The 23,661-nt window shown below is 70.3% G+C and carries 19 protein-coding genes and 1 tRNA gene; 15 read left to right on the forward strand and 5 right to left on the reverse strand.

The genetic code is table 11. The annotated features are described in order from the left end of the window. The 9 genes from G5C66_RS22715 to G5C66_RS22755 all read left to right on the forward strand — a co-directional run. Positions 1–829 (forward strand): P-loop NTPase fold protein (locus tag G5C66_RS22715; RefSeq protein WP_206444462.1); only part of this gene is annotated, 829 nt, incomplete at its 5' end. A gap of 39 nt (positions 830–868) precedes the next feature. Then, the gene (locus tag G5C66_RS22720) at positions 869–1,663 is read left to right on the forward strand and encodes an SDR family oxidoreductase (RefSeq protein WP_165113411.1); all 795 of its coding nucleotides are present in this window, start codon (positions 869–871) and stop codon (positions 1,661–1,663) included. Then, positions 1,656–2,825 (forward strand): sulfotransferase family protein, encoded by a 1,170-nt coding sequence (locus tag G5C66_RS22725; RefSeq protein ID WP_206444463.1) that lies wholly within the window; start codon positions 1,656–1,658, stop codon positions 2,823–2,825. Before G5C66_RS22720 ends, G5C66_RS22725 begins: the two co-directional genes overlap by 8 nt. Positions 2,826–2,927: 102 nt before the next feature. Continuing rightward, positions 2,928–4,514 (forward strand): ArnT family glycosyltransferase, encoded by a 1,587-nt coding sequence (locus G5C66_RS22730; protein WP_165113413.1) that lies wholly within the window; start codon positions 2,928–2,930, stop codon positions 4,512–4,514. A 10-nt stretch (positions 4,515–4,524) separates the two neighbouring features. Further along, the gene (gene uvrB, locus G5C66_RS22735) at positions 4,525–6,651 is read left to right on the forward strand and encodes an excinuclease ABC subunit UvrB (protein ID WP_165113415.1); all 2,127 of its coding nucleotides are present in this window, start codon (positions 4,525–4,527) and stop codon (positions 6,649–6,651) included. A 273-nt stretch (positions 6,652–6,924) separates the two neighbouring features. Next, entirely contained in the window at positions 6,925–8,571 is a 1,647-nt protein-coding gene (locus G5C66_RS22740) for a hypothetical protein (protein ID WP_206444464.1), read from the forward strand. Between the two features lie 9 nt (positions 8,572–8,580). Then, the gene (locus G5C66_RS22745; RefSeq protein WP_338144285.1) at positions 8,581–9,879 is read left to right on the forward strand and encodes an MFS transporter; all 1,299 of its coding nucleotides are present in this window, start codon (positions 8,581–8,583) and stop codon (positions 9,877–9,879) included. Positions 9,880–9,941: 62 nt separating this feature from the next. Continuing rightward, complete coding sequence (locus G5C66_RS22750) at positions 9,942–11,510, forward strand: phospholipid carrier-dependent glycosyltransferase (protein WP_165113417.1); 1,569 nt, start codon at positions 9,942–9,944, stop codon at positions 11,508–11,510. Between the two features lie 41 nt (positions 11,511–11,551). Continuing rightward, complete coding sequence (locus tag G5C66_RS22755; protein ID WP_165113419.1) at positions 11,552–13,537, forward strand: phosphocholine-specific phospholipase C; 1,986 nt, start codon at positions 11,552–11,554, stop codon at positions 13,535–13,537. Between the two features lie 6 nt (positions 13,538–13,543). Here the strand turns inward: G5C66_RS22755 and G5C66_RS22760 are convergent, their stop codons facing one another. Then, on the reverse strand, positions 13,544–14,164 hold the full coding sequence (locus tag G5C66_RS22760; protein ID WP_338144286.1) for a DUF1707 SHOCT-like domain-containing protein: 621 nt from the start codon (positions 14,162–14,164) through the stop codon (positions 13,544–13,546). Between the two features lie 129 nt (positions 14,165–14,293). On the opposite strand from G5C66_RS22760, the gene G5C66_RS22765 reads away from it, so the two are divergent. Genes G5C66_RS22765 through G5C66_RS22775 form a run of 3 tightly spaced genes read left to right on the forward strand, consistent with a single transcriptional unit; the run spans position 14,294 to position 17,432 of the window. Next, positions 14,294–15,547: a glycosyltransferase family 4 protein gene (locus G5C66_RS22765; RefSeq protein ID WP_165113421.1), complete on the forward strand. Its 1,254-nt coding sequence runs from the start codon at positions 14,294–14,296 to the stop codon at positions 15,545–15,547. 3 nt (positions 15,548–15,550) lie between these two features. Then, on the forward strand, positions 15,551–16,318 hold the full coding sequence (locus G5C66_RS22770; RefSeq protein WP_165113423.1) for a methyltransferase domain-containing protein: 768 nt from the start codon (positions 15,551–15,553) through the stop codon (positions 16,316–16,318). A 7-nt stretch (positions 16,319–16,325) separates the two neighbouring features. Beyond that, positions 16,326–17,432, forward strand: a complete 1,107-nt coding sequence (locus tag G5C66_RS22775; RefSeq protein WP_165113425.1) for a prenyltransferase — start codon at positions 16,326–16,328, stop codon at positions 17,430–17,432. Here the strand turns inward: G5C66_RS22775 and G5C66_RS22780 are convergent. Next, on the reverse strand, positions 17,409–18,044 hold the full coding sequence (locus tag G5C66_RS22780) for a class I SAM-dependent methyltransferase (RefSeq protein ID WP_338144287.1): 636 nt from the start codon (positions 18,042–18,044) through the stop codon (positions 17,409–17,411). The two genes, G5C66_RS22775 and G5C66_RS22780, sit on opposite strands and share 24 nt — an antisense overlap. A gap of 46 nt (positions 18,045–18,090) precedes the next feature. Between G5C66_RS22780 and G5C66_RS22785 the strand changes: the two genes are divergently transcribed. Continuing rightward, the gene (locus tag G5C66_RS22785; protein ID WP_165113427.1) at positions 18,091–18,639 is read left to right on the forward strand and encodes a 2'-5' RNA ligase family protein; all 549 of its coding nucleotides are present in this window, start codon (positions 18,091–18,093) and stop codon (positions 18,637–18,639) included. Between the two features lie 8 nt (positions 18,640–18,647). On the opposite strand, the gene G5C66_RS22790 is transcribed toward G5C66_RS22785, so the two are convergent. From G5C66_RS22790 to G5C66_RS22800, 3 genes are all read right to left on the reverse strand, one after another. Then, complete coding sequence (locus tag G5C66_RS22790; protein ID WP_165113429.1) at positions 18,648–19,511, reverse strand: DnaJ domain-containing protein; 864 nt, start codon at positions 19,509–19,511, stop codon at positions 18,648–18,650. A 171-nt stretch (positions 19,512–19,682) separates the two neighbouring features. After that, positions 19,683–19,758: transfer RNA gene (locus G5C66_RS22795), tRNA-Gly, on the reverse strand. A 57-nt stretch (positions 19,759–19,815) separates the two neighbouring features. Then, the gene (locus G5C66_RS22800; protein ID WP_165113431.1) at positions 19,816–20,910 is read right to left on the reverse strand and encodes a hypothetical protein; all 1,095 of its coding nucleotides are present in this window, start codon (positions 20,908–20,910) and stop codon (positions 19,816–19,818) included. A 100-nt stretch (positions 20,911–21,010) separates the two neighbouring features. Between G5C66_RS22800 and G5C66_RS22805 the strand changes: the two genes are divergently transcribed. Together G5C66_RS22805 and G5C66_RS22810 are read left to right on the forward strand one after the other, a co-directional pair. Next, positions 21,011–21,973, forward strand: a complete 963-nt coding sequence (locus tag G5C66_RS22805) for a tyrosine-type recombinase/integrase (RefSeq protein WP_206444465.1) — start codon at positions 21,011–21,013, stop codon at positions 21,971–21,973. A gap of 103 nt (positions 21,974–22,076) precedes the next feature. Beyond that, positions 22,077–23,660 (forward strand): GMC family oxidoreductase, encoded by a 1,584-nt coding sequence (locus tag G5C66_RS22810; RefSeq protein ID WP_165113435.1) that lies wholly within the window; start codon positions 22,077–22,079, stop codon positions 23,658–23,660. Position 23,661: the final 1 nt, after the last annotated feature.

Genomic DNA, 23,661 nt, shown 5'->3' on the forward strand with positions numbered 1-23,661 from the left:
GCCACCCCCGCCCGCCGGCGCGCTGCCCGGTTCACCCGCTGTCCGGACGTACGTCTATGTCGACGACCTGGACCGCTGCGACCCTGCCACCGCGGCTGGGGTGCTGCGGGCCGTCGACGAGCTGGGCGGCCAGGACGGCGTCGCGGTCGTCGCGGCGGTCGACGCGCGGGCGATGCAGAAGTCGCTCGAGGGCCGGGTGGCGGAGCCCGCGGCGTACATCTCTCGGGTGTTCGACGTGCCGTTCGCGATGCGCGCGTTCGCGGGCGACCCTGCGGTGCGTTTCATGCGGTCGCTGATGCGTCAGGCGGTGCCGTCGTGGCCGGCGGCGCTGGCCACGGGCTCCGGCGACCGGTCCGGGCGCCAGGTCGTGGTGGAGAGCTTCGAGCTGTCGCCCGGAGAGGCGCTCTTCACCAGCGAGCTTGCGAGGTTCTGCGCAACTCCCGGTGGCGCGAGGAAGCTGCTCACGGTCTACCGGCTGGCGCGCACGGCCCCGGTCGTGAGCGCCACCGCCGAGCCGTCGGTCCTCCGCGCTCTCGGGATCCTCGTCGCGATCCTGGTGGGAGCGCCGGCCCAGGCCGCCCAGGTCCTCGGTGCGGTGGTCGAGGAGCTGGCGGCCGGGGCCGAGGGAGCCACGTTCCAGAAGGTCCTCGAGAAGGTCGCACGCGAGCACACGGCCGGGTGTGGGCGGGCGACGTGCGGCTCGTGCGCCGATTGGTCGCGGGTCAACCGTGCCTTCGCCGACCTCGTCCGGGGGCAGGACGTGCCGATGGAGGTCGGGGCGTACGCCGAGTGGGTCGACGAGGTCGCCAGATTCGCTCTTCCCGGCTGACCCTTCCCGAAAAGTGAAACACGTTCTACTCTAGGCGCCATGACTGGACTCCTGGATGGCAAGGTCGTCGTGCTCTCGGGGGTCGGCCCCGGTCTCGGCCGCTCGCTGGGCGAGCAGGCCGCGCTGATGGGCGCCGACCTGGTGCTCGCCAGCCGCACCGAGAAGCGACTGCAGAAGATGGCCGGCGTGGTCGAGGAGCACGGACGGCGCGCGCTGGTCGTGCCGACCGACATCACCGACGAGGATGCCCGCCGGCACCTGGTCGACGCCGCGCTCGAGGAGTTCGGCCGTGTCGACGTGCTCCTCAACAACGCCTTCGGCATTCCGCCGATGGACCCCCTCACCCAGATTCCGCTCGACGCGCTCCGGCTCGCGCAGGAATCCAACGTCTACGCACCGCTGCGGCTCTCGGCGCTCTTCGCCGACGCGCTCGCGGCCACGCCCGACAAGCCGGGCGGCGCGATCGTGATGATCAACTCCGCGGTGCTCTACCAGAGCCAGCCCGAGTTCGCCGGCTACAAGCTCTCCAAGGGCGCCCTCGCCCACCTCGCCTCCTCGCTGGCGACCGAGCTCGGGCCCCGCGGCATCCGGGTCAACTCCGTCGCGCCGTCCTACATCTACGAGGACGTCAACAAGGCCTACTTCGACTGGATCGCCTCGGAGTCGGGGCGCACGCACGAGGAGGTGTACGCCGAGAAGGCCGCTCCCACCGACCTGAAGCGGCTCGCGACCCCGGAGGAGGTGGCCCGGGCGGCGCTCTTCCTGGGCAGCGACCTGGCCTCCGCGGTCACCGGGACCGTGCTCAACGTGGACTGCGGGGAGTTCCATGACTGAGGCGCGGCCGACAGAGACCATGCCCCGTGAGCGAGCGGACGTCGGGACGTACGAGGACATCTGCGCCGCCGCCACCCGCACCACCGGGCTCGACGACTTCGGAGGGACCGACCACGAGGAGGGGCTGCGGCTCCTCGTCGAGGACCTGGCCTCGCCCGAGGCCGGGCTGACCCCAGTCGGCAACTACTTCCACCGCGCCCAGGTGAAGTCCGCCCTCGTCGGCCGGCTCATGACCCAGGCCCGTTTCGCGGAGTTCCCCCAGCACCAGGACGTACGCATCGAGCGGCCGATCTTCGTGACCGGGCTCGTCCGCACCGGCACCACCGCGCTGCACCGGCTCCTGGCCGCCGACCCGGCACACCAGGGCCTGGAGACCTGGCTGACCGAGTTCCCGCAGCCGCGGCCGCCGCGCGAGACCTGGGAGGACGACCCGGTCTTCGACGCGCTGCAGAACGCCTACCGGCAGCACCACGTCACCAACCCCGAGTTCATGGGGATCCACTACATGGACGCCACCAGCGTCGAGGAGTGCTGGCGGGTGCTGCGGCAGAGCGGCAAGTCGATCTCGTTCGAGTCGCTGGCCAACGTCCCGCGCTACTCCGCCTGGCTGGCGAAGCAGGACTGGCGCGACGCGTACGAGCACCACCGGCGCAGCCTGCAGCTCATCGGGCTCAACGACACCGACAAGCGCTGGGTGCTCAAGAACCCCTCCCACCTGGTCGCGCTCGACGCGCTGATGGAGGTCTATCCGGACGCGCTCGTGGTGGTCACCCACCGGGACCCGGTGGTCTCGGTCGCCTCCGGTTGCTCGCTGTCCGCGGAGGCGACGGCAGGGATGTCGACCACGTTCGTCGGCGAGACGATCGGGGCTACCCAGCTGGAGATGCTCTCCCGGTCGTGGCGCTCCTTCGGCGAGGCCCGACAGCGCTACGACCAGGCGCAGTTCCTCGACGTCGACTACCGCGAGTTCGTGAAGGATCCGGTCGGCACGGTCGAGCGCATCTACGCCCACTTCGAGATCCCGTGGAGCGACGCCGCTCGCGCCGAGGTCTCGCGCATCGACGCCGAGTCGCGCACCGGGAGCGCACGGCCCCGGCACGACTACAGCCTGGCCGACTACGGGCTGACCGAGGACGAGGTTCGCCAGGCGTTCACCTCCTGATCCGGCGAGCGCCCTTCGCGGCTCACCGGACGTGCTCTAACGTGCGGCCCGAGCTCATGGGGGTGCGGCTCATGATGCTGCCCAACTCACGGGAGTCGTGTGATGAGTCACGCTGCGGTACTGGCCTCCGAGTCGACGGACGCGCCCGCAAGGCCGTCGGCCAGGCTGGTGGTCGTGCTCGCGCTGCTGGCCGCGTTCGCGGCCTCGATGAGCCTCTACTTCGCCACCACCCAGGCGCTCTCGTACCACGCGCGTGACGAGGGACCGAACGCGTCGTACGCGATCTCGCTCCACCGAGGTGAGCTGCCCACCATCGACTCGCCGGTCGCGCTCGACCGGGAGCGCTTCCCGCAGATCACCCGCGGCGCGAACCGCGAGGAGTTCGATCGTCACCGGCTGATCTGGACCGCCAACCATCCGCCGCTCTACTACCTGCTCGGGGTGCCGTGGGTCGCACTCGCGGACGCGCTCGACAACCCACACGTCCTGATCGCCGGGATGCGGGGCGTGAGCGCCCTGGCGTACGGGGTGCTGGTGTTCCTGGTCGGTCTGATCGCCTTCGAGGTCACACCGCGCCGCCCGGCGGCGGCGATGCTCGCGACCGCCATCACGGCCTCGCCCGCGGTCCTGGCGGTCGCGGCGGGGTTCATCATGAACGACAGCGTCGCGGTGGCGGCCTCGTCGCTGACCGTGCTCGCGACGCTGCGCATCCTAAGGCTCGGCGTGACCCGGAACCGGCTGATCGTGATGGCGGTCGCCGGCACGCTGGCCGCCGCGACGAAGGCGCCCGGCGTGATCACGGTGATCATGTGCGGGGCCGCGCTCGGGGTGACGCTGCTGCTCCGCGATCGCACCTGGAAGGGCTTGCGCCGGGCGACCTGGCTGACCGCGATCGCCACCGGGGTGCCGGGCCTGGCGATCGGCTGGTTCTACGTACGCAACATCGTGCTCTACGGCGACCCGACCGCGAGCTCGGCGCTCCTGGAGCGCTACCAGCGGGTGCAGGTGGACACCTGGTTCGAGGTGATGACCGCGCCCCGGTTCTGGCATGGCTGGTACGACCACCTGTGGGTGCCGCTGCCGCTGCGCGGCACCGGGCTGCACTGGGTGATCGACACGATCACCCTCGTCGCGCTGCTGGGGCTGGTGCTAGGCGTCGTGGCCCGGCTCCGTGACCATGGCCGGGAGCAGGGTCTCGTCGTCAGCGCGCCCCGGGTCCCGTCGGTGGCCACGGTCGGCCTGCTCGTGCTGATCGCGCACGCCTTCGTGATCGTCGTCAACCTCGCCCAGTTCCGCTCCGGCGGCGGCAACCCGCACGAGCGCTACCTGATGACGATCATGCCGCTGGTGGCCATCGTGCTGTCGGTGGGCCTCCTGGCCATCGTCGACGCGGTCCCGTGGGGCGAGATCCGCCGCCGCGAGGAGATCGCCGCAGCGGTGATCTCGGCGTTCCTGCTCGGGATGGCCGCGGCGACGTTCTCCGTCTCGGTGCGCACCCAGCTCCACCTGGGTCTCGACCGCATGCTCCCCGAGCTGCGGCCGCTGCCGGACGTCGTCCTGGTCGTCGGTGCGATCTGCGCGATGGTCGGCGTGGCCCTACCCCTGCTCTGGGGCCCGCCAGCGCTGAAGCGCCCCTCGTCCGGCCGCAGCGGAGTGATCACAACCGAAACTGTCGGTGGGGCCGCGTAGTCTCGTAACCATGCGTCCTGTCACTGATCTCGAGCGTCGTGTCGCCCCGTTCAAGGTGGTCTCCGACTACCAGCCCTCGGGCGACCAACCGGCCGCGATCGCGGAGATCACCAAGCGGATCCAGGACGGCGTCAAGGACGTCGTCCTGCTCGGCGCGACCGGCACCGGTAAGACCGCGACGGTGGCCTGGACCGCCGAGCAGCTGCAGCGTCCGATGCTGGTGCTGCAGCCCAACAAGACCCTCGCCGCCCAGTTCGCCAACGAGCTGCGCCAGCTCTTCCCGGACAACGCGGTCGAATACTTCGTCTCCTACTACGACTATTACCAGCCTGAGGCGTACGTCCCCCAGACCGACACCTACATCGAGAAGGACTCCTCGATCAACGAGGAGGTCGAGCGGCTGCGCCACTCGGCCACCAACTCGCTGCTGACCCGGCGCGACGTGATCGTGGTGAGCACCGTGTCGTGCATCTACGGTCTCGGCACCCCGCAGGAGTACGTCGACCGGATGATCCGGCTGCGGGTGGGGGAGGAGCACGACCGCGACTCGATCCTGCGGCGCCTGGTGGAGATCCAATACACCCGCAACGACCTGAGCTTCACCCGCGGCACGTTCCGGGTGCGCGGCGACACTCTCGAGATCTTCCCGGTCTACGAGGAGCACGCGGTCCGGATCGAGTTCTTCGGCGACGAGATCGAGCGGCTGATGACGCTGCACGCCGTCACCGGCGAGGTGCTCACCGAGGACCAGGAGCTCTATGTCTTCCCAGCGACCCACTACGTGGCCGGCCCCGAGCGCATGGAGCGTGCGATCAACGGCATCGAGGCCGAGCTCGACCAGCAGCTGAGCGCCTTCGAGAAGCAGGGAAAGATGCTCGAGGCGCAGCGGCTGCGGATGCGTACGACCTACGACATCGAGATGATGCGGCAGGTCGGCTCGTGCTCGGGCATCGAGAACTACTCGATGCACATCGACGGCCGCGAGCGCGGCTCGGCGCCCAACTGTCTGCTCGACTACTTCCCGGAGGACTTCGTCCTCGTCGTCGACGAGTCCCACGTCGCCGTCCCGCAGATCGGCGGGATGTACGAGGGCGACATGTCCCGTAAGCGCAACCTGGTCGAGCACGGCTTCCGGCTGCCCAGCGCCCAGGACAACCGCCCGCTGAAGTGGGAGGAGTTCCTGGAGCGGATCGGCCAGACGATCTACCTCTCCGCGACGCCCGGCGACTACGAGCTCGACAAGGTCGGCGGCGACACCGTCGAGCAGATCATCCGCCCGACCGGCCTGGTCGACCCCGAGGTCATCATCAAGCCGACCAAGGGTCAGATCGACGACCTGATCGGCGAGATCAACGACCGGGTCGCCAAGAACGAGCGCGTCCTGGTCACCACGCTCACCAAGAAGATGTCCGAGGACCTCACCGACTACCTGCTCGATGCGGGGATCCGGACCCGATACCTCCACTCCGAGGTCGACACCCTCAAGCGGATCGAGCTCCTGCGCGACCTGCGGCTGGGGGAGTACGACGTCCTGGTCGGCATCAACCTGCTCCGTGAGGGCCTCGACCTCCCGGAGGTCTCCCTGGTCTCGATCCTCGACGCCGACAAGGAGGGCTTCCTGCGCTCGGACAAGTCGCTGATCCAGACCATCGGTCGTGCGGCCCGAAACGTCTCCGGCCAGGTGCACATGTACGCCGACAAGATCACCCCCTCCATGGAGTCGGCGATCGAGGAGACCAACCGTCGCCGGGCGATCCAGATCGCCTACAACGAGGCCAACGGCATCGACCCGCAGCCGCTGCGCAAGAAGATCGCCGACATCACCGACATGCTCGCCCGCGAGGACGAGTCCACCCAGGAGCTGCTCAACACCTGGGCCGGCACCGAGGCCAAGGGCCGTGCGGGCAAGACGACCGCGAAGGCCCCGACCCCGATGCTCGGCGACGCCGCCCGCGAGGCCCGCGAGCGTGGCCTCGTCGGCCTCCCGTCCTCCGACCTGGCTCAGCTCATCGGCGACCTCACCGACCAGATGAAGGGCGCCGCCGCCGAGCTCCAGTTCGAGGTCGCCGCCCGGCTGCGTGACGAGATCTCCGAGCTCAAGAAGGAGCTCAGGCAGATGATGGAGGCGACGAAGTGAGCGCGCCGGCCACTAAGTAGCCAGATTGCGCGCTGGTCGAGCCGCGAGCGCCAGCGAGCGTGTCGAGACCAACACAGTCCTATCGAGCGCCGAGGGGACCGTGTGGGTCATCTCGACAAGCTCGATACAACGCTCGACACGCCTCCGCCTAGCGGCTCCGGCGGCTCGACCAGCGGGGCGTCGACAATCGCTCACCTGTCCGTCGCGCTCTGTTCACCCCCTGTGAGCCGTGGCCCGTGGGTTACGTCAGTTTCGCGCGTTACGGTCGTAATTGTGTCTGTTCCGCGGGTCTCCATGTCCCAGTCCACGATCTGCGTACTGCTGCTGGGCGTGCTCGGCTTCGCGATGAGCGCCCAGGTGGCGATCGCGATGCCGGCCCTGTTCAAGGCCGACGAGCGGGCGCACGCGGCGTACGCGGTGGCGCTCTCCCAGGGGACGCTGCCGACGATCGACACCGACATCCCCGACGACCCGGCGCGCTACCCGCAGCTGGCCGAGAGCCTCTTCGGGGCGGACGAGGCACACCGCGACATCTGGGTCGCCAACCACCCGCCGCTGTTCTATGTGATGAGCCAGCCCCTGGTCTGGCTCGGCGACGCGGTCGGCTCACCGGGACTGACGCTGCTGGGGATGCGGCTGCTCAACGCTCTCGGCTTCGCGCTCACCACGATCCTGGTGGGCCTGCTGGCGCGTGAGCTGGTGCCACGGCGCCCGGCGGTGCCGGTGATCGCCTCGGCGATGTGCATCGGCTGCGGCGCGATGACGTTCGTGGGCGGCGGCATCTACAACGACGGCTGGTCCTCGGCAGCGGCGTTCATGACGCTCTACCTCGGCTTCCGGATGATCCGGCAGGGCGTGACCCGCGAGCGCCTGATCGCCGCGGCCGCGGTCGGGGTGGCGGCCGCCGGCTTCCGCTCCACCGGCCTGGTGGCGGTGCTCTTCCTCGGCGCCTGCGTCCTGGTGGCCATGTGGCTGCGCGAGCCGTCGCTGCGTACGTTCCTGCGCGGCACGTTCTGGCGTGCCGTCGGGATCGCGGCATGCATCGGGATGGCGCCGGTGGTCGTGTTCGGCTGGTTCTACGTGCGCAACATCCAGCTCTACGGCGACCCGACGGCGTCGAGCTCGCTCTTCGAGAAGTTCGGGCGCGAGCCCAACGGCACCACGCTGTTCCAGCTGGTCAACCCGGAGTTCTACGGCCACCTCCTCGGCAGCCTGTGGACCGACGGCAACATCGCGAACCACTGGAGCCAGGCGGCCGCGATCGTGCTCACGCTGACCCTGGTCGGCCTCGTGCTCGACGCCGCCGCGAAGGCAAACCCGCGCAGCACGGGAGTCCTGCGGCGCATCCGGCTCGTCCCGCAGAGCACGATGCAGCACCGCCAGGACCTGGCGATCTGGGCGCTCCTCGGCGGCTACTGCCTGCTGATCCTGATCAACGTCGCCGGGTTCATCGCCGGCGGCGGCTGGATCCACGCGCGCTACGCGGTGCCGTTCCTGCCGTTCCTCGCCGCCGGAGCCGGGATCGCCGCGCTCCGCCTGGGACGCATCCTGCCGCTGCGGGTGTCGACCGGCCCGACCACCGGTGAGACCGCGCTCGACGAGGCACGCGACCTGCGGGTCGGTCTCGGCGTCTCGCTCGCCTTCATGGTCGTCGGCCTGGTGTGCCACCTCGACACCGAGCAGTACGTCGACGGCCCGGTCAGCAGCACCTTCGCGCTGGTCGCGCTGGTGGCTGCCGACCTGGTGATGTTCGCGGTCGCCGCGTACGTCGCCACCGAGCTGCGCCGCCGGATGCGGCCGGGCACGTTCGACGCCGCTCCGGCTCTCGTCGCGCCCGTGACGGCAGGTCCTGTGACCGATGTCGCGCCGAGGCGTCCACGGGAGAGCACCGGCGGCTCGGCTACCCCGAAGGCGCCGTAACCTCTCTGTGTGAGCCACGAAGATCCCCAGTCCTCCGCCCGCTCATGGCTCGTGTGGGGCATCGGCGTAGCGGTCTACGGCTTGGCGGTCTTCCATCGCAGCAGCCTGGCGGTGGCCGGCCTGGTGGCCACCGAGCGCTTCGGGATCGGCGCCAGCCAGTTGGCCGTCTTCACGATGCTCCAGCTGCTCGTCTATGCGTTCATGCAGGTCCCGGTGGGGTTGCTGGTGGACCGGTACGGGTCGCGTACGGTCCTCTCTGCAGGCGCCGTGATCCTGGCTCTGGCACAGACCGGCTTCGCGTTCGCCGACTCCTACCCGCTGGCGCTGCTGGCACGTACGTTCGTCGGGATGGGCGACGCGATGACGTTCATCTGCGTGCTGCGGCTGGTGCCGTCGTGGTTCCCGGCCCGCAAGGTGCCGCTGGTCAGCCAGCTGACCGGCACCGTCGGCCAGATCGGAGCGATCGCCGCCGCCGTCCCGATGACCTGGGCGCTCGGCCACCTCGGCTGGACCCGCGCCTACCTGACGGCCGCCCTCATCGGCCCGGTCCTCCTGGTCCTGCTGTTTTTCTTCGTCCATGACGGTCCCGGCGCCCGGCACCGGCGTGGCACCGCCCTCAAGCCGCGGGAGGTCGGCCGCAGCCTCAGGGCGTCCTGGTACCAGCCGGGAACTCGCCTCGGCTTCTGGATCCACTTCTCCACCCCGTTCAGCTCCCACCTGATGGGGCTGCTGTGGGGCTTCCCGTTCCTCGTCACCGCCGAGGGGCTCTCCGACACCCTCGCCGGCACCCTGCTCTCCGTCACCGTCGTCGCGGCCCTGGCCGCGGGCCCGGTGATGGGCGTCCTCGCCGGACGACACCCATGGCACCGTTCGACGGTGGCGCTGACGATGATCGCTGCGATCGCCTCCGTCTGGACCGTCGTCCTCGCCTGGCCCGGCGAAGCGCCGCTGCCCGTGCTGCTGCTCCTGATGTGCGTGGTCGGTGTCGGCGGCCCGGCGTCGATGATCGGTTTCGACGTCGGCCGCACCAGCAACCCGCCGGCACGGATGGCGAGCGCCAGCGGGATCATCAACCAGGGTGGCTTCGTCGCCGCGCTGCTGGTGATCGTGCTGGTCGGCTGGATCCTCGACTGGCGTACGCCGGGGGCCTCGACCACCTACACGCCGGAGGCGTTCCACTGGGCGATGTCGGTGCAGTACCTGTTCTGGGGTCTCGGCGCGGTGCAGATCTGGCGTCACAGGCGCGATGTGCGGCGGCGTACGACCAGGGAGCAGGTCGCGGCCGGCTCCTCGATGGTCGCCGACTGAAAGCGGTCGACCGTTTGCCCGCTCGTCACCTGGACGGCACCCCGAACCACTAGCTTGTCGAGGTGTCTACGCTCACGCGCTCGCTGCCCCAGGTGACCGTTTGCCTGCTTCTGCTGGGGGTGCTCGGCTTCGCGATGAGCGCGCAGTACGCGATCGGGATGCCGCCGCTGCTGAAGGCCGACGAGAAGCAGCACGCGGCGTACGCCATCGTCCTGTCCCAAGGCGTGCTGCCGACGATCGACACGAACACCCCCTCCGACCCGGTGCGCTACCCGCAGTTCGCCGAGGCGCTCTTCGGGCTCGACGAGCCGCGACGTGACATCTGGGTCGCCAACCACCCGCCGCTGTTCTACGTGATGAGCCTGCCGCTGGTCTGGCTCGGGGACGCGGTGGGCGGTGCGGCCGGGGTCGGCGTCACGCTTCTGGGGATGCGCCTGCTCAACGCGCTCGGCTACGCGCTGAGCATCATTCTGGTCGGGCTGCTCGCGCGTGAGCTGGTGCCCAGGCGCCGCGTCGTCCCGGTGCTCGCCGCAGCCATGGTGCTCGGCTGCGGCGCGGTGACCTACGACGGGGGAGCGATCTACAACGACGGCTGGGGAACGGTCGCCGCCTCGCTGACCCTGCTGCTCGGCTTCCGGATGGTCCGCGAGGGCGTCACCCGCGACCGGCTGGTCTGGGCCACGGCCGCGGGTGTCGCCGCGGCCAGCTTCCGCTCGACCGGTCTGGTCGCGGTGCTCGTGCTCGGTGGCTGTGTGCTGGCTGCGCTGTGGCTGCGCGACCCGACCATGCGTACGTTCCGACGGGGTGTGCTCCTGGCCGTCCGGATCGGGCTGGCGCCGGTGATCGTGATCGGCTGGTTCTACGTACGCAACATCGTGCTCTACGGCGACCCGACCGCCTCCGCGGCGCTCTTCGAGAAGTTCTCCCGGCAGACCCACGGCGACACTCTCTTCCAGCTGGTCAACCCGGAGCTCTACCTGCACCTGTACGGCTCGCTGTGGGCCGACGACGTGATCCCGAAGATCTGGATCGTCGCTGCCGCGGCGACGCTGGTCGTCACCGTGACGGGCATGGTGCTCGACGTCAACGCGAAGGCTCGGCCGCGGCCGGACGGGGTGATGCGCCGGGTGGTGATCCCGGGACCGGAGCCGACGCTCCTGGAGCGGCGCCTGGACCTCGCCGTGCGCGCCCTGATGGGCATCTACTGCGTGATCATCATCGTCAACCTGGCCTCGTTCCATGCCGGCGGCGGCTGGATCCACGCCCGCTACGCGGTGCCGTTCCTGCCGGTGATCGCGGCGCTGACCTCGCTCGCCCTCCTCCGCGTCGGCCGGCGCTGGGTGACCGGTGCCGACGAAGAGCGCGTCGACCTTCGGATCACCCTCTACGCCTCTGTCGGGTTCATCGTCTCGGCGATGGTCGCCCACCTCCACATCCAGCAGCGGATCGACGGCCCGGCCGACGCCGAGTGGCTCTTCGCCCTGATCGCGGCCGATCTGGTGATGTTCGCCGTCGCCGCGTACGTCACCGCGCAGCTGCGCCGCCGACTGCGGCTGGAGGTGTTCGACGGCGAACTCTTCGCCAGCCGGTCATCTGACGACCAGTCACGTGTTGCCGCAGTGAACGCCTGAGCGGGGATGGTGGGCGCCCACCCCCACCTGAAGGAGCTCCTGTGGTTGACATCGATCGTCGTCGGTTCCTCGGTCTCGCAGGCGGCGCGGCCGCTCTGACCATGCTCGACCAGAGCATCGCGCGAGCCGCGTCCATCCCCGCCGCCCGGAGGACCGGCACGATCCGCGACATCGAGCACGTGGTCGTGCTGATGCAGGAGAACCGCAGCTTCGAGCACTATCTCGGCACCCTGCGCGGCGTCCGTGGCTTCGGCGACCCGCACCCGGCGATCCTGCCCTCGGGCAATCCGGTGTGGCACCAGCCGAACGGAGACGGGACGCTGCTCCCGTTCCACCCCGAGGTCGACGACCTGGGCGCCGCCTTCCTCGAGGGGCTGCCGCACAGCTGGACCGACGGCCAGCAGGCGATCAACGGCGGTCGCTACGACCAGTGGGTGCCGGCCAAGGGCACGACGACGATGGCGTACCTCGAGCGGCAGGACGCGGCGTTCCACTTCGCCCTGGCGGACGCGTTCACGGTGTGCGACGCCTACTACTGCTCGTTCATCGGCAACACCGACCCCAACCGCTACTACATGCTCAGCGGATGGACCGGCAACGACGGCAAGGGCGGCGGGCCGGTGCTCTTCAACGACGAGGCCGGCTACGACTGGACCACCTACGCCGAGCGGCTCGAGGCCGCCGGGGTGAGCTGGAAGGTCTACCAGGACGAGGGCAACGGCCTCAACGCCGAGGGCGACAACTGGTGGGGCTGGACCAAGGACCCCTACATCGGCAACTACGGCGACAACTCGCTGCTCTACTTCAACCGGTTCCAGGACGCCCAGCCCGGCGGCCCGCTCTTCGAGAAGGCCCGTCGCGGGACCCGCGCCGTCGACGGTCAGGACTACTTCGAGATCCTGCGCGCCGACGTCGAGGCCGGCAACCTGCCCTCGATCAGCTGGATCGCGGCGCCGGAGGCGTTCTCGGAGCACTCGAACTGGCCGACCAACTACGGCGCGTGGTACATCGCCAAGGTCCTCGACGCGCTCACCTCCAACCCGGAGGTGTGGGCGAAGACGGCGCTGTTCATCACCTACGACGAGAACGACGGCTTCTTCGACCACCTCGTCCCGCCGCACATCAACAGCCCGCTGGTGCCGGGGGAGTCGACCGTCTCGACCGAGCACGAGCTCTACACCGGCTCCCAGGGCGACGGTCACTACGGCCTCGGCCCCCGGGTGCCGATGTTCGTCGTCTCCCCGTGGAGCGTCGGCGGCTGGGTCTCCTCGGAGACCTTCGACCACACCTCGATCCTGCGGTTCATGGAGAAGCGCTTCGGCGTCACCGAGCCCAACATCACCCCCTGGCGCCGAGCGGTCTGTGGCGACCTGACCTCGGCCTTCGACTTCTCCCGCACCGCCGAGCCGCCCACGCTGCCCGACACCAGCGGCTGGGCGCCGACCGACCGCGAGCGGCACCCGGACTACGCGCCCGAGGCGCCGGCGAACGGGAAGATGCCGAGGCAGGAGCGCGGCACCCGCCCGGCGCGGCCCACGCCCTACCGGCTCGAGGTGGTCGAGCTCCCCGCCACCGGTGAGATCGCCGTCGAGATCCACAACACCGGCAGCGTCGGCGCCCACTTCCAGGCCCGACTCCTCGCTCCGGAGGGCGCGCCGCACAGCTACACCGTCGGCGCCGGTGACAGCCTCTCGGTGCGCTGGCCGGTCAGCGGCGACTACGAGATCCACCTGCACGGCCCCAACGGCTTCTTCCGCTCCTACGCCGGCACCGCGGGCTCCGACCCGGCTCCTGCCGGCCTGCGGCGCGAGGGCGGCTCGCAGCGGCTCACCGTGACCGCCCCGCGGAAGGCCGAGATCACCAGTGCGTACGCCGGCCGGATCCGCTCCGGCCACCTGGACACGCGCGCCACCGGTGGCTGGTACGACGTGACGCTCACGATCCCGGGCACGACCTGGGTGCGCGGGTTCGCCGGCCACCTGGAGAACGGACGTCCCTCCGTGAGCGACCCGCAGCTGGGTGCCTAGCCGGGCTCACGAGGGATCGGCGGGCCGGTCCTTCTCCGATCGCTCCGCCGGCGGGTCGAGGATCGGGGCGGCAGTCTCGGGGGCTGCCTCGATCTCGGCCCGCGCGGCCTTCTTCGCCGTCTTCTTGGCGGCCTTCTTCTCGAGGCGGTGAACCTCGCGCTCCACGATCGCCTCGCGGCGTACGCCGGTGCCGACCAGGTTCACGACCAGGAAGAGCATCGGGTAGATCGGCCAGGGGTGACCGTCGGGGGCGGTGGTGAACGCCCAGATTCCCCAGGTGATGAGGCTGACCATCAAGAAGGTGGCGAGCGCCTCCTGCAGCTCCTTGCGGTAGGCCGCCGCCCCCTGCTCGCGGAAGCTGAGCGTCTCGGGCAGGTGCGTCCCGTCCACGGCGGGGACGGGCGTGAGGACCACGAGGTCGTCCACGAGCCCGGGCAGCTCGCCGAGCGTACGGGCCTCGAGCAGGGTGCCGACCCGCTCCTCGTGCTCCTCACGGGTGAGCCGGCCGTCGGCGAACGCGTCGGCCAGGACGGTGCGTACGACCTCCCGATCGGCATCGGAGGCGCGCATGTGTGCGTTGTCGGCCTGCCTCGGGTCGAGGCGGAACCGGGTCCAGAAACCCTCCACGACACCAGCCTAGACGCCCAGCCGGACACCGTCTGTTGAAGCGGCTGCATTAGAGTGACTGGCGCTGGCTACCTGCTAGTATAGAACACGTTCTAGTTTTGTTCAGCCTGGTTTCGAGGGAGGTGGCGGATGCGGATCGCTCTGCTGTCGTATCGCAGCAAGCCGCATGTCGGCGGTCAAGGCGTCTATATCCGCCATCTGAGTCGAGAGCTCGCCAAGCTGGGGCACACCGTCGAGGTCTTCTCCGGGCAGCCCTATCCCGAGCTCGACCTCGAGGGGGAGGGGGTCACCCTCACCAAGGTGCCGAGCCTGGGCCTCTACGAGGAGCCCAACCCGTTCGGCAACCCGAAGCTCTCCGAGATCCGCGACCTGGTCGACGTCGAGGAGTGGGTGCGGATGCGCACCGGCGCCTTCCCCGAGCCGCTGACCTTCGCCAAGCGGGTGGTCAAGGTGCTGAAGGAGCGGAAGGACGACTTCGACATCGTCCACGACAACCAGACGCTGGCCACGCCGCTGCTGAGCATCGAGCCCGAGCTGGGGCTTCCGCTGGTGACCACCATCCACCACCCGATCTCCTTCGACCGGCGCATCGAGTTGGAGAGCGCCGAGGGGTGGAAGAAGAAGTTCGGCGTCTGGCGCTGGTACTCGTTCGTGAAGATGCAGGCGAAGGTCGCCGCGCAGCTCCGCCACGTGATCACGCCGTCCGACAACTCCAAGCGCGACATCCTGACCGACTTCGGCGTTCCGTCCGAGCGCGTGCAGACCGTGCACCTCGGCGTGCCCGAGGAGTTCGTCCCGCCGACCGGGCCCCGTGTCCAGGGCCGGATCCTGGCCATGGCCAGCGCCGACGCCCCGCTCAAGGGCATCGCCTTCCTGCTCGAGGCCTTCGCCAAGCTGCGCACCGAGCGCGATCTGGAGCTGGTCCTGGTCTCGAAGCCCAAGAAGGGCGGTCCGACCGAGCAGCTCGTCGAGAAGCTGGCGATCGAGGACCACGTACGTTTCGTCAACGGCATCTCCGACGCCGAGCTCGTCGAGCTGATGGGCTCGGCGGAGATCGCCTGCGTGCCTTCGCTCTACGAGGGCTTCTCGCTGCCCACCGCCGAGCTGATGGCGTGCGGCACCCCGCTCGTGGTCTCCCGCGCCGGCGCGATCCCGGAGGTCGTCGGCCCCGACGACCTGTGCGCCAAGCAGGTCACCCCGGGTGACACCGAGGAGCTGGAGCAGGCCATCGCGGCGCTGCTCGACGACCCCGAGCGCCGGGCTCGCTACTCGGCCGCCGGGCGCGCCCGGGTCGAGGAACACTTCTCCTGGCACGCCGTGGCCGAGCGGATGACGACGCTCTACCAGCAGACGATCGATGGATTCTCGAAGGAAAGGAAGTGAGCCGTGCTCACCGTTGATTTCGACCGCCTTGGCCTGAAGGCAGGGGAGCGCGTGCTCGACATGGGTGCCGGCGGTGGCCGGCACGCCTTCGAGATGTACCGCCGTGGCGCCGACGTGATCGCGTTCGACCAGGACGCCGAGGAGCTCGCCAAGGTCTCCGAGTGGTTCTTCGCGATGCGCGACGAGGTCCCTGCTGGAGCCAACGCGGAGGTCAAGGAGGGCGACGCCCTGTCGCTGCCCTTCGCCGACGGTGAGTTCGACCGGGTCGTGGCTGCTGAGGTGCTGGAGCACATCCACCACGACGTCGACGCGATCAAGGAGCTCGTCCGGGTGCTCCGCCCGGGCGGCACGATGGCCATCTCGGTGCCGCGCTGGCTGCCCGAGGTCGTCAACTGGAAGCTCTCGGCCGACTACCACAACACCACGGGCGGCCACATCCGCATCTACACCGACCACGAGCTCATCGACAAGGTCACCAAGGCCGGCCGTCCCAACGACGGCACCCCGGGCGAGGCGATGATCTTCGAGGGCAAGTCCTACGCCCACGGCCTGCACGCGCCCTACTGGTGGCTGAAGTCGGCCGTCGGCGTCGACAACGACAAGCACCCGCTGGTGAAGGCCTACCACCAGGTCCTGGTCTGGGAGATCATGAAGAACCCGCTGCCGCTGCGGCTCGCCGGGAAGGTCCTCGACCCGGTGATCGGCAAGAGCATGGTGCTCTACTTCCGCAAGCCGGGCCCCATCGCCACGGACCCGACCCCGGCCGGCTGATCCTGGGATGAGAGTGGAGATCCCGTACGTCGACGGGGTGCTGACCCCTGCCCAGGTCGCGGCCACGGCCGGGGCCATCGCCCGTGCCCAGGAGTCGTCCGGCGCGATCCCGTGGGTCCCGGGCCAGCACACCGACATCTGGAACCACGTCGAGGCGGCCATGGGCCTGCTCGTCGGTGGCCTGGTGGAGGAGGCCGAGGCTGCGTACTCGTGGATCCCGTCTCTACAGAACCCCGACGGCTCCTGGCCGATGAAGATCGTCGCTGGGGCTCCGGTCGAGACGATCGGCGAGTCCAACATGTCCGCCTACTTCGCGGTCGGGCTCTGGCACCACTGGCTGATCCGGCGTGACCGGGCGTTCGTGGAGCGGCACTGGCCCTCCGTACGCGCCGGGCTCGACTTCGTGGTCGGCCTGCAGCTGCCCTTCGGTGGGATCGCGTGGACGCCGCGAGACCCGTTCGCCCTGCTCACCGGCTCGTCCTCGATCTACCAGTCACTGCGCGCCGGCGTCGCCCTCGCCGACCTGATGGACGACCCGCAGCCGGAGTGGGAGATCGTCGGCGGCCGCCTCGGCCACGCGCTGCGCCACCACCGCGACGCGTTCGAGGACAAGTCGCACCACTCGATGGACTGGTACTACCCGGTCCTCGGCGGTGCCGTCACCGGTGCCGCCGGGCGGGATCTCATCGAGTCGCGCTGGGACCATTTCGTGCGCCCCGGCCTCGGCGCTCTCTGCGTCGACACCAACCCCTGGGTCACCGGCGCGGAGACCTGTGAGCTGGTGATGGCGCTCGACAACCTCGGCGACCATCGCCGTGCGCTGGTGCTGCTGACGGACATGCAGCACATGCGGGCCGACGACGGCGGCTACTGGACCGGCTGGGTCTACGAGTCGCCCGACTACCCCAACCCGAACCCCAACGCGTTCTGGCCCGAGGAGCACTCCACCTTCACCGCCGCCGCCGTCATCCTCGCCGCGGACGCCCTCGGCGAACGCTACGGCGGCTCCACCCCGGGCTCCGGCATCATGCGCGGCACCTCCCTCGCCGCGGGGTTCGAGGAGCTGGCGTTGGAGTGTGGGTGCGAGACGTCAGGGGCGGCGCAGCACGCGTAGCGAACCGACCGCGTCGATCTCCTCGAACTGCTTGGAAGCGAGCGCGGGAAGGTAGATCTCCTCGTACGGAGGCCGACCACCGTCGGCAGGGTCGGGGAACACGTCGTGGACCAGGAGCAGGCCGCCGGGCATGACCTTCGGCGCCCAGCCGCGGTAGTCCTGCTGGGCGGGCTCGACGCCGTGGCCGCCGTCGATGAACAGGAACGAGACCGGCGTGGTCCACCACCGGCTGACGGTCGTCGAGGCGCCGATCACGGCGACCACCTCGTTCTCGAGGCCGGCCTGCTCGATGGTGCGCCGGAAGGTCGGGAGGGTGTCCAGCCGCCCGGTGGACGGATCGACCAGGGTGGTGTCGTGGTGCTCCCAGCCCGCCTGGTTCTCCTCGCTGCCGTGGTGGTGGTCGACGGTGAACACCGTGCCGCCGGTCAGCTTCGCCGCGGCGCCGAGGTAGACCGACGACTTCCCGCAGTAGGTGCCGATCTCGACCGCGGGCCCGTGCGGCAGCCGCTCCACGGCGTACTCGAACAGCGCGATGCCCTCCTCGGGGGGCATGAACCCGGTGGCATCGAGAGCGTGCTTGAGCAGTTCCGCGGGCATCTCAGGCGTAGACACCCGGGCACCCTAGCCGAGCCGTCGGGCGTCGGCGACAATCCGGTCCATGACGAACACCGAGAAGTCCGCGACCGCACCGGCCGGGCACTCGGTGCTCGTCGTCCCGGTGCCCGAGCTTGAGACGTACGTCCTGGAGCGGACGCGGCACTACGACGACTCGTTCGTCTCCTCGGACCCGGCATTCGTCCACGCGCACATCACCCTGCTCACACCGTTCCTCAGCTCACCCGAACCCGCCGATCTGGAGCGGGTCGAGAAGATCGCGACCGCGGCCGCGGCGTTCGACTTCGTGCTCGAGGACGTACGCGTCTTCGACGGTGGCACGATCTATCTCCGTCCCGAGCCGGCGGAGCCGTTCGCGGCGTTGACCGCCGAGCTGAGCGCGGCGTTCCCGCAGTGCCCTCCCTATGCGGGGCTCTTCGAGCCGCTGCCACACCTGACCGTCGACCACGTCGCCGGGGGAGCGGACCTCGGCTCGACGCGTTCGTCCCTGGCGCGGTTCCTCCCCGCGCGGTGCCGTGCGGACCGGATCAGCCTGCAGTGGTACGCCAACCACGGCTGCCGGGTGATCGCGGAGTGGCCGCTGGGCGGGTGAGCCCCGCGTCAGGGCGCGGGTGCGGACATCGCCTGCATCACGTAGCCGATGACGACCAGCATCGTGAGGGTGCTGATGGCGATGCCGGCGACCGCGGCCCAACGACCGCGGCGCTTGTCGTCGGCGGTGCGGGCCAGGCCGATGATGCCGAGGATGAAGCCGAGCGGGCCGCACAGGAGCACGCTCGCGATCAGGGAGGCGACCGAGACGCCGTCGAGCGGCACCGCGTAGAGCGACCAGGCGCTTGTCGGCTTCTTGGGCGCGGCGGCCGCGGGAGGTGGCGTCACCGGCTGCGGGTTCGCTGGCGGTGGAGTCGCGGGCCGGGGACTCGCGGCCTGCGGGTTCTCGGCTGGCTGGACGGTGGGCTGCGGTCGAGGAGGCTTCGGCGCCGCAGGCCGTAGCCGGGCGGACAGGGCAGGGTTGGCCGCCCGAGCCTGTCGGGTGGCCTGACGCAGGCGGCTGGCCGAAGGGCGCACCCGAGCGGGCGGCGGTGGCACCGGTCCCGGGGAGCTGCTACCCGCGGGCGGAGCGGTCCAGGGAGCTCGGGAGCCCCACTCGGCCCGCCAGCGCCGGTCGCGGCTGAGTGGCGGAGAACCGGGAGCCGTGTCCGGCTTGGCGTCCTTCGGCTCGGCCGGAGCGGCCGTTCGCCGGCGACGGGCGAGCTCCTCGTCGAGGGTTGCGCGGGCCACCGGGTCGAGCAGCACGTCGCGCGCCCGGTTGATGCGCATCATCAGCTCGCCGTCGGCGGCACGGCCGCCGCGGTCGGGGTGGAACTGCTTCGCGAGCTCACGGTGGCGTGCGCGCACGGCCGCGTCGTCCGCATCCGGTCCGATCTGGAGCACGGAATAGGCGTCGATGAACTTCCCGCTCACTCAACGCCCCCCCACGCACAGTCCTTCGGTTGTCGGCCTCGACCTGGGCTCTCATCCACTCCCGGTGCTCAAGAAATCCAAGAGCAGTGAAATCCTAGAGCAGTCGTGGCGAGATGCTGGTTTCGCCACGGGAAATTGACCGAGGGCCGCCCGGCGGGGCGGCCCTCGATGTGGAGCGGACGACGAGGCTCGAACTCGCGACCTCAACCTTGGCAAGGTTGCGCTCTACCAACTGAGCTACGTCCGCTTGCGAGAAGAACAGTAGCGGATGTGGTCGGCCGAGCTCCAACTGGGGTCCCGCGTGTCATGAACCCGCGTCGGGGGCATCCGTTGACGGCGTACGTCGCTCCAGCTGTTCCAGCAGCTGAGCGACCTGGGCCTGGTGTGCGGCCCGCAGGTCGTCGAGCCGCTGGGCCGCATGGGCGCGCTCGCGGTCGAGCTCGGCGCGGGTGGCGTCGCGGTCCGCCTTGGCCGCCGCCTCGCTGCCTCGCAGGTCGGCGAGCTGGTCCCGGAGTGTGTCGATCTGCTCGCGGGCGGTGTCGCGCTGCGTACGCAGGCTCGAGGTCGTCGCCTCCGCGCTGGCCGCCGCCTTCTCGGCTGCCTTCTTCTCCGCGATCAGCTGCTCCTGCAGGCGCGCCATCGCCTTCTCGGCATGATCGGCGCGGGCGGCCTCGCTCCGGCGGCGCTGCACGGCCGAGGCGTGCTCCGCCTGTGCCTTCTCGAGCTTCTCGGCGAGGGACGTGCGCTCGGACGCCATCTCGTCGAGTCGTTTCTCCAACGACGCGATCGTCGAGGCGGCGGTCTGAGCCGCGGTCGCGGCGGAGGCTTCGGCCGTCTCCAGCGCCGCCTGTGCGGCCTGGCGGGACTCCTCGGCTGCCGCGGTGGCCGCCAGGGCCTCTCGCAGGATCTCGGCGGAGCGCTCGGCCTCCTCCGACGCCTCCGCGGCGGCCGCATCCGCCTCGTCCCGCTCCGCCTCGGCAACGCGCCGGGCATGCTCGGCCCGCACTGCGCGAGCGGTTGCTGCCGCGATCTGCTCCTGCGCCTCGCTCTGCACAGTGGCGATCTGCGCCTCGGCCGCGGTCGGGTCGCCGAGCGTACGTAGTTCCTCCAGCGCCTTCGGGAGCTGGTCGAGGAACCGGTCGGCGAGCTGGGTCAGCTGCGTGGTGATCTCCGCGGCCCGTTGCTGTGCGGCCTGCACCGGGCGGGCGGTCTCCTCGGGCGGCCGGGACTCCGCGAGTCGTTGCAGACGCTTCCGCTCGCGCCAGGCGGCGGCGCGGTTGTGGGCGGGATCCTCGCAGTACTCCGGCGGCCGGCCGCTCCCGCTCTCCGATGCCGCCGCCGGAAGGGGACAACCGGGGAAACGGCAGAGCTTCTCGTCGACCACAATCGTTTCGGTCATTCCGTCATCCTAACGTGACGAAAGACGTAACGAATACTAAATGGGCCAAGAATGAGATCCGATGAGGGCACACAACATAACCGGCATTATGATGTGTGCCGTGAGCGCGATCGACCACCGCCCCGAGACCCCCGCCACCGACGTCGCGGTGACGGAATCCGTCAGAGAGCTGTTCCTCGGAGACCTGACGGACCTACCCCACGAGAAGAGGGCCGAAGCGCTCGCCCGACGGTTCCTGCTCTCGTACGCCGGGCACACCCGCGCCGCGTACACCCGCGACCTCGCCGACTGGTTCGGCTGGTGCGCAGCCCTGGAGATCGACCCGCTGTCCGCGAACCGGGCGATGGTGGACGGGTACGCCCGCCACCTGGAGACGCGACGGAGCCCGGCGACGATCGCCCGTCGCCTCTCCGCGATCGCCGGCTTCTACCGCTACGGCGTGGCCGAGGGCGTCCTGAGCGCCTCGCCGGCCGAGCACATCAAGCGTCCCAAGACCAGCAACGACTCCCAGACGCTGGGCATGGACAGGGGAGAGGCACGAGCCTTCCTCGCCGCCGCCCGCGACCACTCCAGCCGTGCCGCGGCACTGGTGACGCTCCTGCTCCACGACGGACTGCGCATCTCCGAGGCCCTGGGAGCCGACGTGACCGACCTCAGCCACTCGCGCGGCCACCGCATCCTCACGATCACCCGCAAGGGCGGCGCCCGGCGCGACGTCGTGCTCAACCCGGCGACCTCACAAGCCCTCGACGCCTACCTCGACGCCCGCACCGACGGCCCGGTCTTCGTCACCAGCACCGGCAACCGCTGGCACCGCTCGGAGGCCTTCCGCCTCATCCGCCGGCTCGGCGCCTCAGCGGGCATCGAGCACGGCGACAAGCTCTCGCCGCACAGCCTGCGTCACACCTTCGTCACCCTGGCCCGCGAGGCCGGCGTACCTCTGGAAGACGTCCAGGACGCCGCCGGCCACGCGGACCCACGCACCACCCGACGCTACGACCGCGGCCGCCACAACCTCGATCGCCACCCCGCCTATGCCTTGGGTGCGTTCCTCGCCGAGTGAGAGCGAAGACCGGCCCGCAGCGTACTGACTCAACCTCTCCCCAACCACACCTCGGCGACGGTAGCCTGCCGAGAGCCGTCATCGTTGACGAAGGAGATCCGGTATGAGCCAGGAACCGACCAGCGACTACGTGGTGGTGGGGGCCGGATCGTCGGGCGCCGTGCTCGCGGCGAGACTCAGCGAGGACCCAGGGGTCCAGGTGACGCTGCTCGAGGCCGGGCCGCGTGACAAGGGCATGAACATCCACATCCCGGCGGCGTTCTCGAAGCTGTTCCAGACCGAGCACGACTGGGACTACTCCACCGAGCCGCAGCCGGAGCTCGGCGGACGCCGGATCTACTGGCCGCGCGGCCGCATGCTCGGCGGCTGCTCCTCGATGAACGCGATGATGTGGGTCAAGGGCCTCCAGGCCGACTACGAGGAGTGGGGCGCCGCGGCCGGACCCGAGTGGGGCTGGGACGCCGTGAAGAAGGCGTACGCGAAGCTCGAGGATGTCGAGGACGCCACCGCCCTGGACGGCACCGGTGGTCCGGTGCGGGTCGAGCGGCAGCGAAGCCCGCGGCCCTACACCGAGTCCTTCCTCCAGGCCGCCGAGCAGGCCGGCTTCACCCGCGGGAGGGCCAACGGCCCCAACCCGGAGGCGTACGTCGAGACCATGGTCACCCAGCGCCGCGGCGCCCGATGGAGCACTGCCGCGGCCTACCTCAAGCCCGCTGCCAAGCGCGCCAACCTGAACGTGGTCACCGGCGCCCAGGTCTCCCGGGTGACCTTCGACGGACGCCGCGCCACCGGTGTCGAAGCCGTCATCGACGGCCAGCGGACGACCGTCACCGCGCGGCGCGAGGTGATCCTCTCCGGCGGCGCGGTCAACACCCCACAGCTGCTGATGCTCTCCGGGATCGGGCCGGCCGCCCACCTGACGGACCTCGGCATCGAGATCGTCCACGACGCCAAGGAGGTGGGGGAGAACCTCACCGACCACCTCGTCGCCGGCCTCGGCTGGGAGGTCGAGCAGGGCTCGCTCGCGACCGCGGAGTCGCTGCGCCACCTGGCCAACTACCTGCTGCGCCGACGCGGGATGCTCACCTCCAACGTCGGCGAGGCCTACGGCTTCCTCCGCTCGCGCCCCGACCTGGAGGCGCCCGACATCGAGATGATCTTCGCGCCGGTCGGCTTCTTCGACGAGGGTCTGGTGCCGCACGTGGGCGAAGCGGTCGTCGCCGGTCCGATCCTGGTCGACCCGGCCAGCCGTGGCCGGATCACGCTCGCCGCCACGGACCCGGCCGCCAAGCCGATCATCGACCCGCGCTACCTCTCCGACCCGGAAGGCAACGACCGGGCCGCGATGGTCGAGGGCGTCCGGGTCGCCCTGGACATCGCCTCGCAGCCCGCGCTCAAGCCGATCCTAGGCGACCTCCTGCGTCCCGATCTTCCGTCGGACGCGACCGCGGAGGAGGTTGCCGAAGCGCTCCTGGCGCGTCACGCGCACACCCTCTACCACCCGACCGGCACCTGCCGGATGGGCACGGACGAGGCGAGCGTGGTGGACCCGAGCCTGCGCGTACGTGGCGTCGAAGGCCTTCGCGTCGCCGACGCCTCGGTCATGCCCAGGATCGTCCGCGGCCACACCAACGCGCCCGCCATCATGATCGGCGAGCGGGCCGCCGACCTCATCAAGGGCGCCTGAG

This window comes from Nocardioides turkmenicus (assembly GCF_011045035.1).
GTDB lineage: Bacteria > Actinomycetota > Actinomycetes > Propionibacteriales > Nocardioidaceae > Nocardioides > Nocardioides turkmenicus.

What these genes read in the sequence shown, in the direction of transcription:
- G5C66_RS22720 (WP_165113411.1), top strand. Translation starts at nt 869, where the DNA reads ATGACTGGACTCCTGGATGGCAAGGTCGTCGTGCTCTCGGGGGTCGGC.
- G5C66_RS22725 (WP_206444463.1), top strand. Translation starts at nt 1,656, where the DNA reads ATGACTGAGGCGCGGCCGACAGAGACCATGCCCCGTGAGCGAGCGGAC.
- G5C66_RS22730 (WP_165113413.1), top strand. Translation starts at nt 2,928, where the DNA reads ATGAGTCACGCTGCGGTACTGGCCTCCGAGTCGACGGACGCGCCCGCA.
- uvrB (WP_165113415.1), top strand. Translation starts at nt 4,525, where the DNA reads ATGCGTCCTGTCACTGATCTCGAGCGTCGTGTCGCCCCGTTCAAGGTG.
- G5C66_RS22765 (WP_165113421.1), top strand. Translation starts at nt 14,294, where the DNA reads ATGCGGATCGCTCTGCTGTCGTATCGCAGCAAGCCGCATGTCGGCGGT.
- G5C66_RS22775 (WP_165113425.1), top strand. Translation starts at nt 16,326, where the DNA reads ATGAGAGTGGAGATCCCGTACGTCGACGGGGTGCTGACCCCTGCCCAG.
- G5C66_RS22785 (WP_165113427.1), top strand. Translation starts at nt 18,091, where the DNA reads ATGACGAACACCGAGAAGTCCGCGACCGCACCGGCCGGGCACTCGGTG.
- G5C66_RS22800 (WP_165113431.1), bottom strand. Translation starts at nt 20,910, where the DNA reads ATGACCGAAACGATTGTGGTCGACGAGAAGCTCTGCCGTTTCCCCGGT.
- G5C66_RS22810 (WP_165113435.1), top strand. Translation starts at nt 22,077, where the DNA reads ATGAGCCAGGAACCGACCAGCGACTACGTGGTGGTGGGGGCCGGATCG.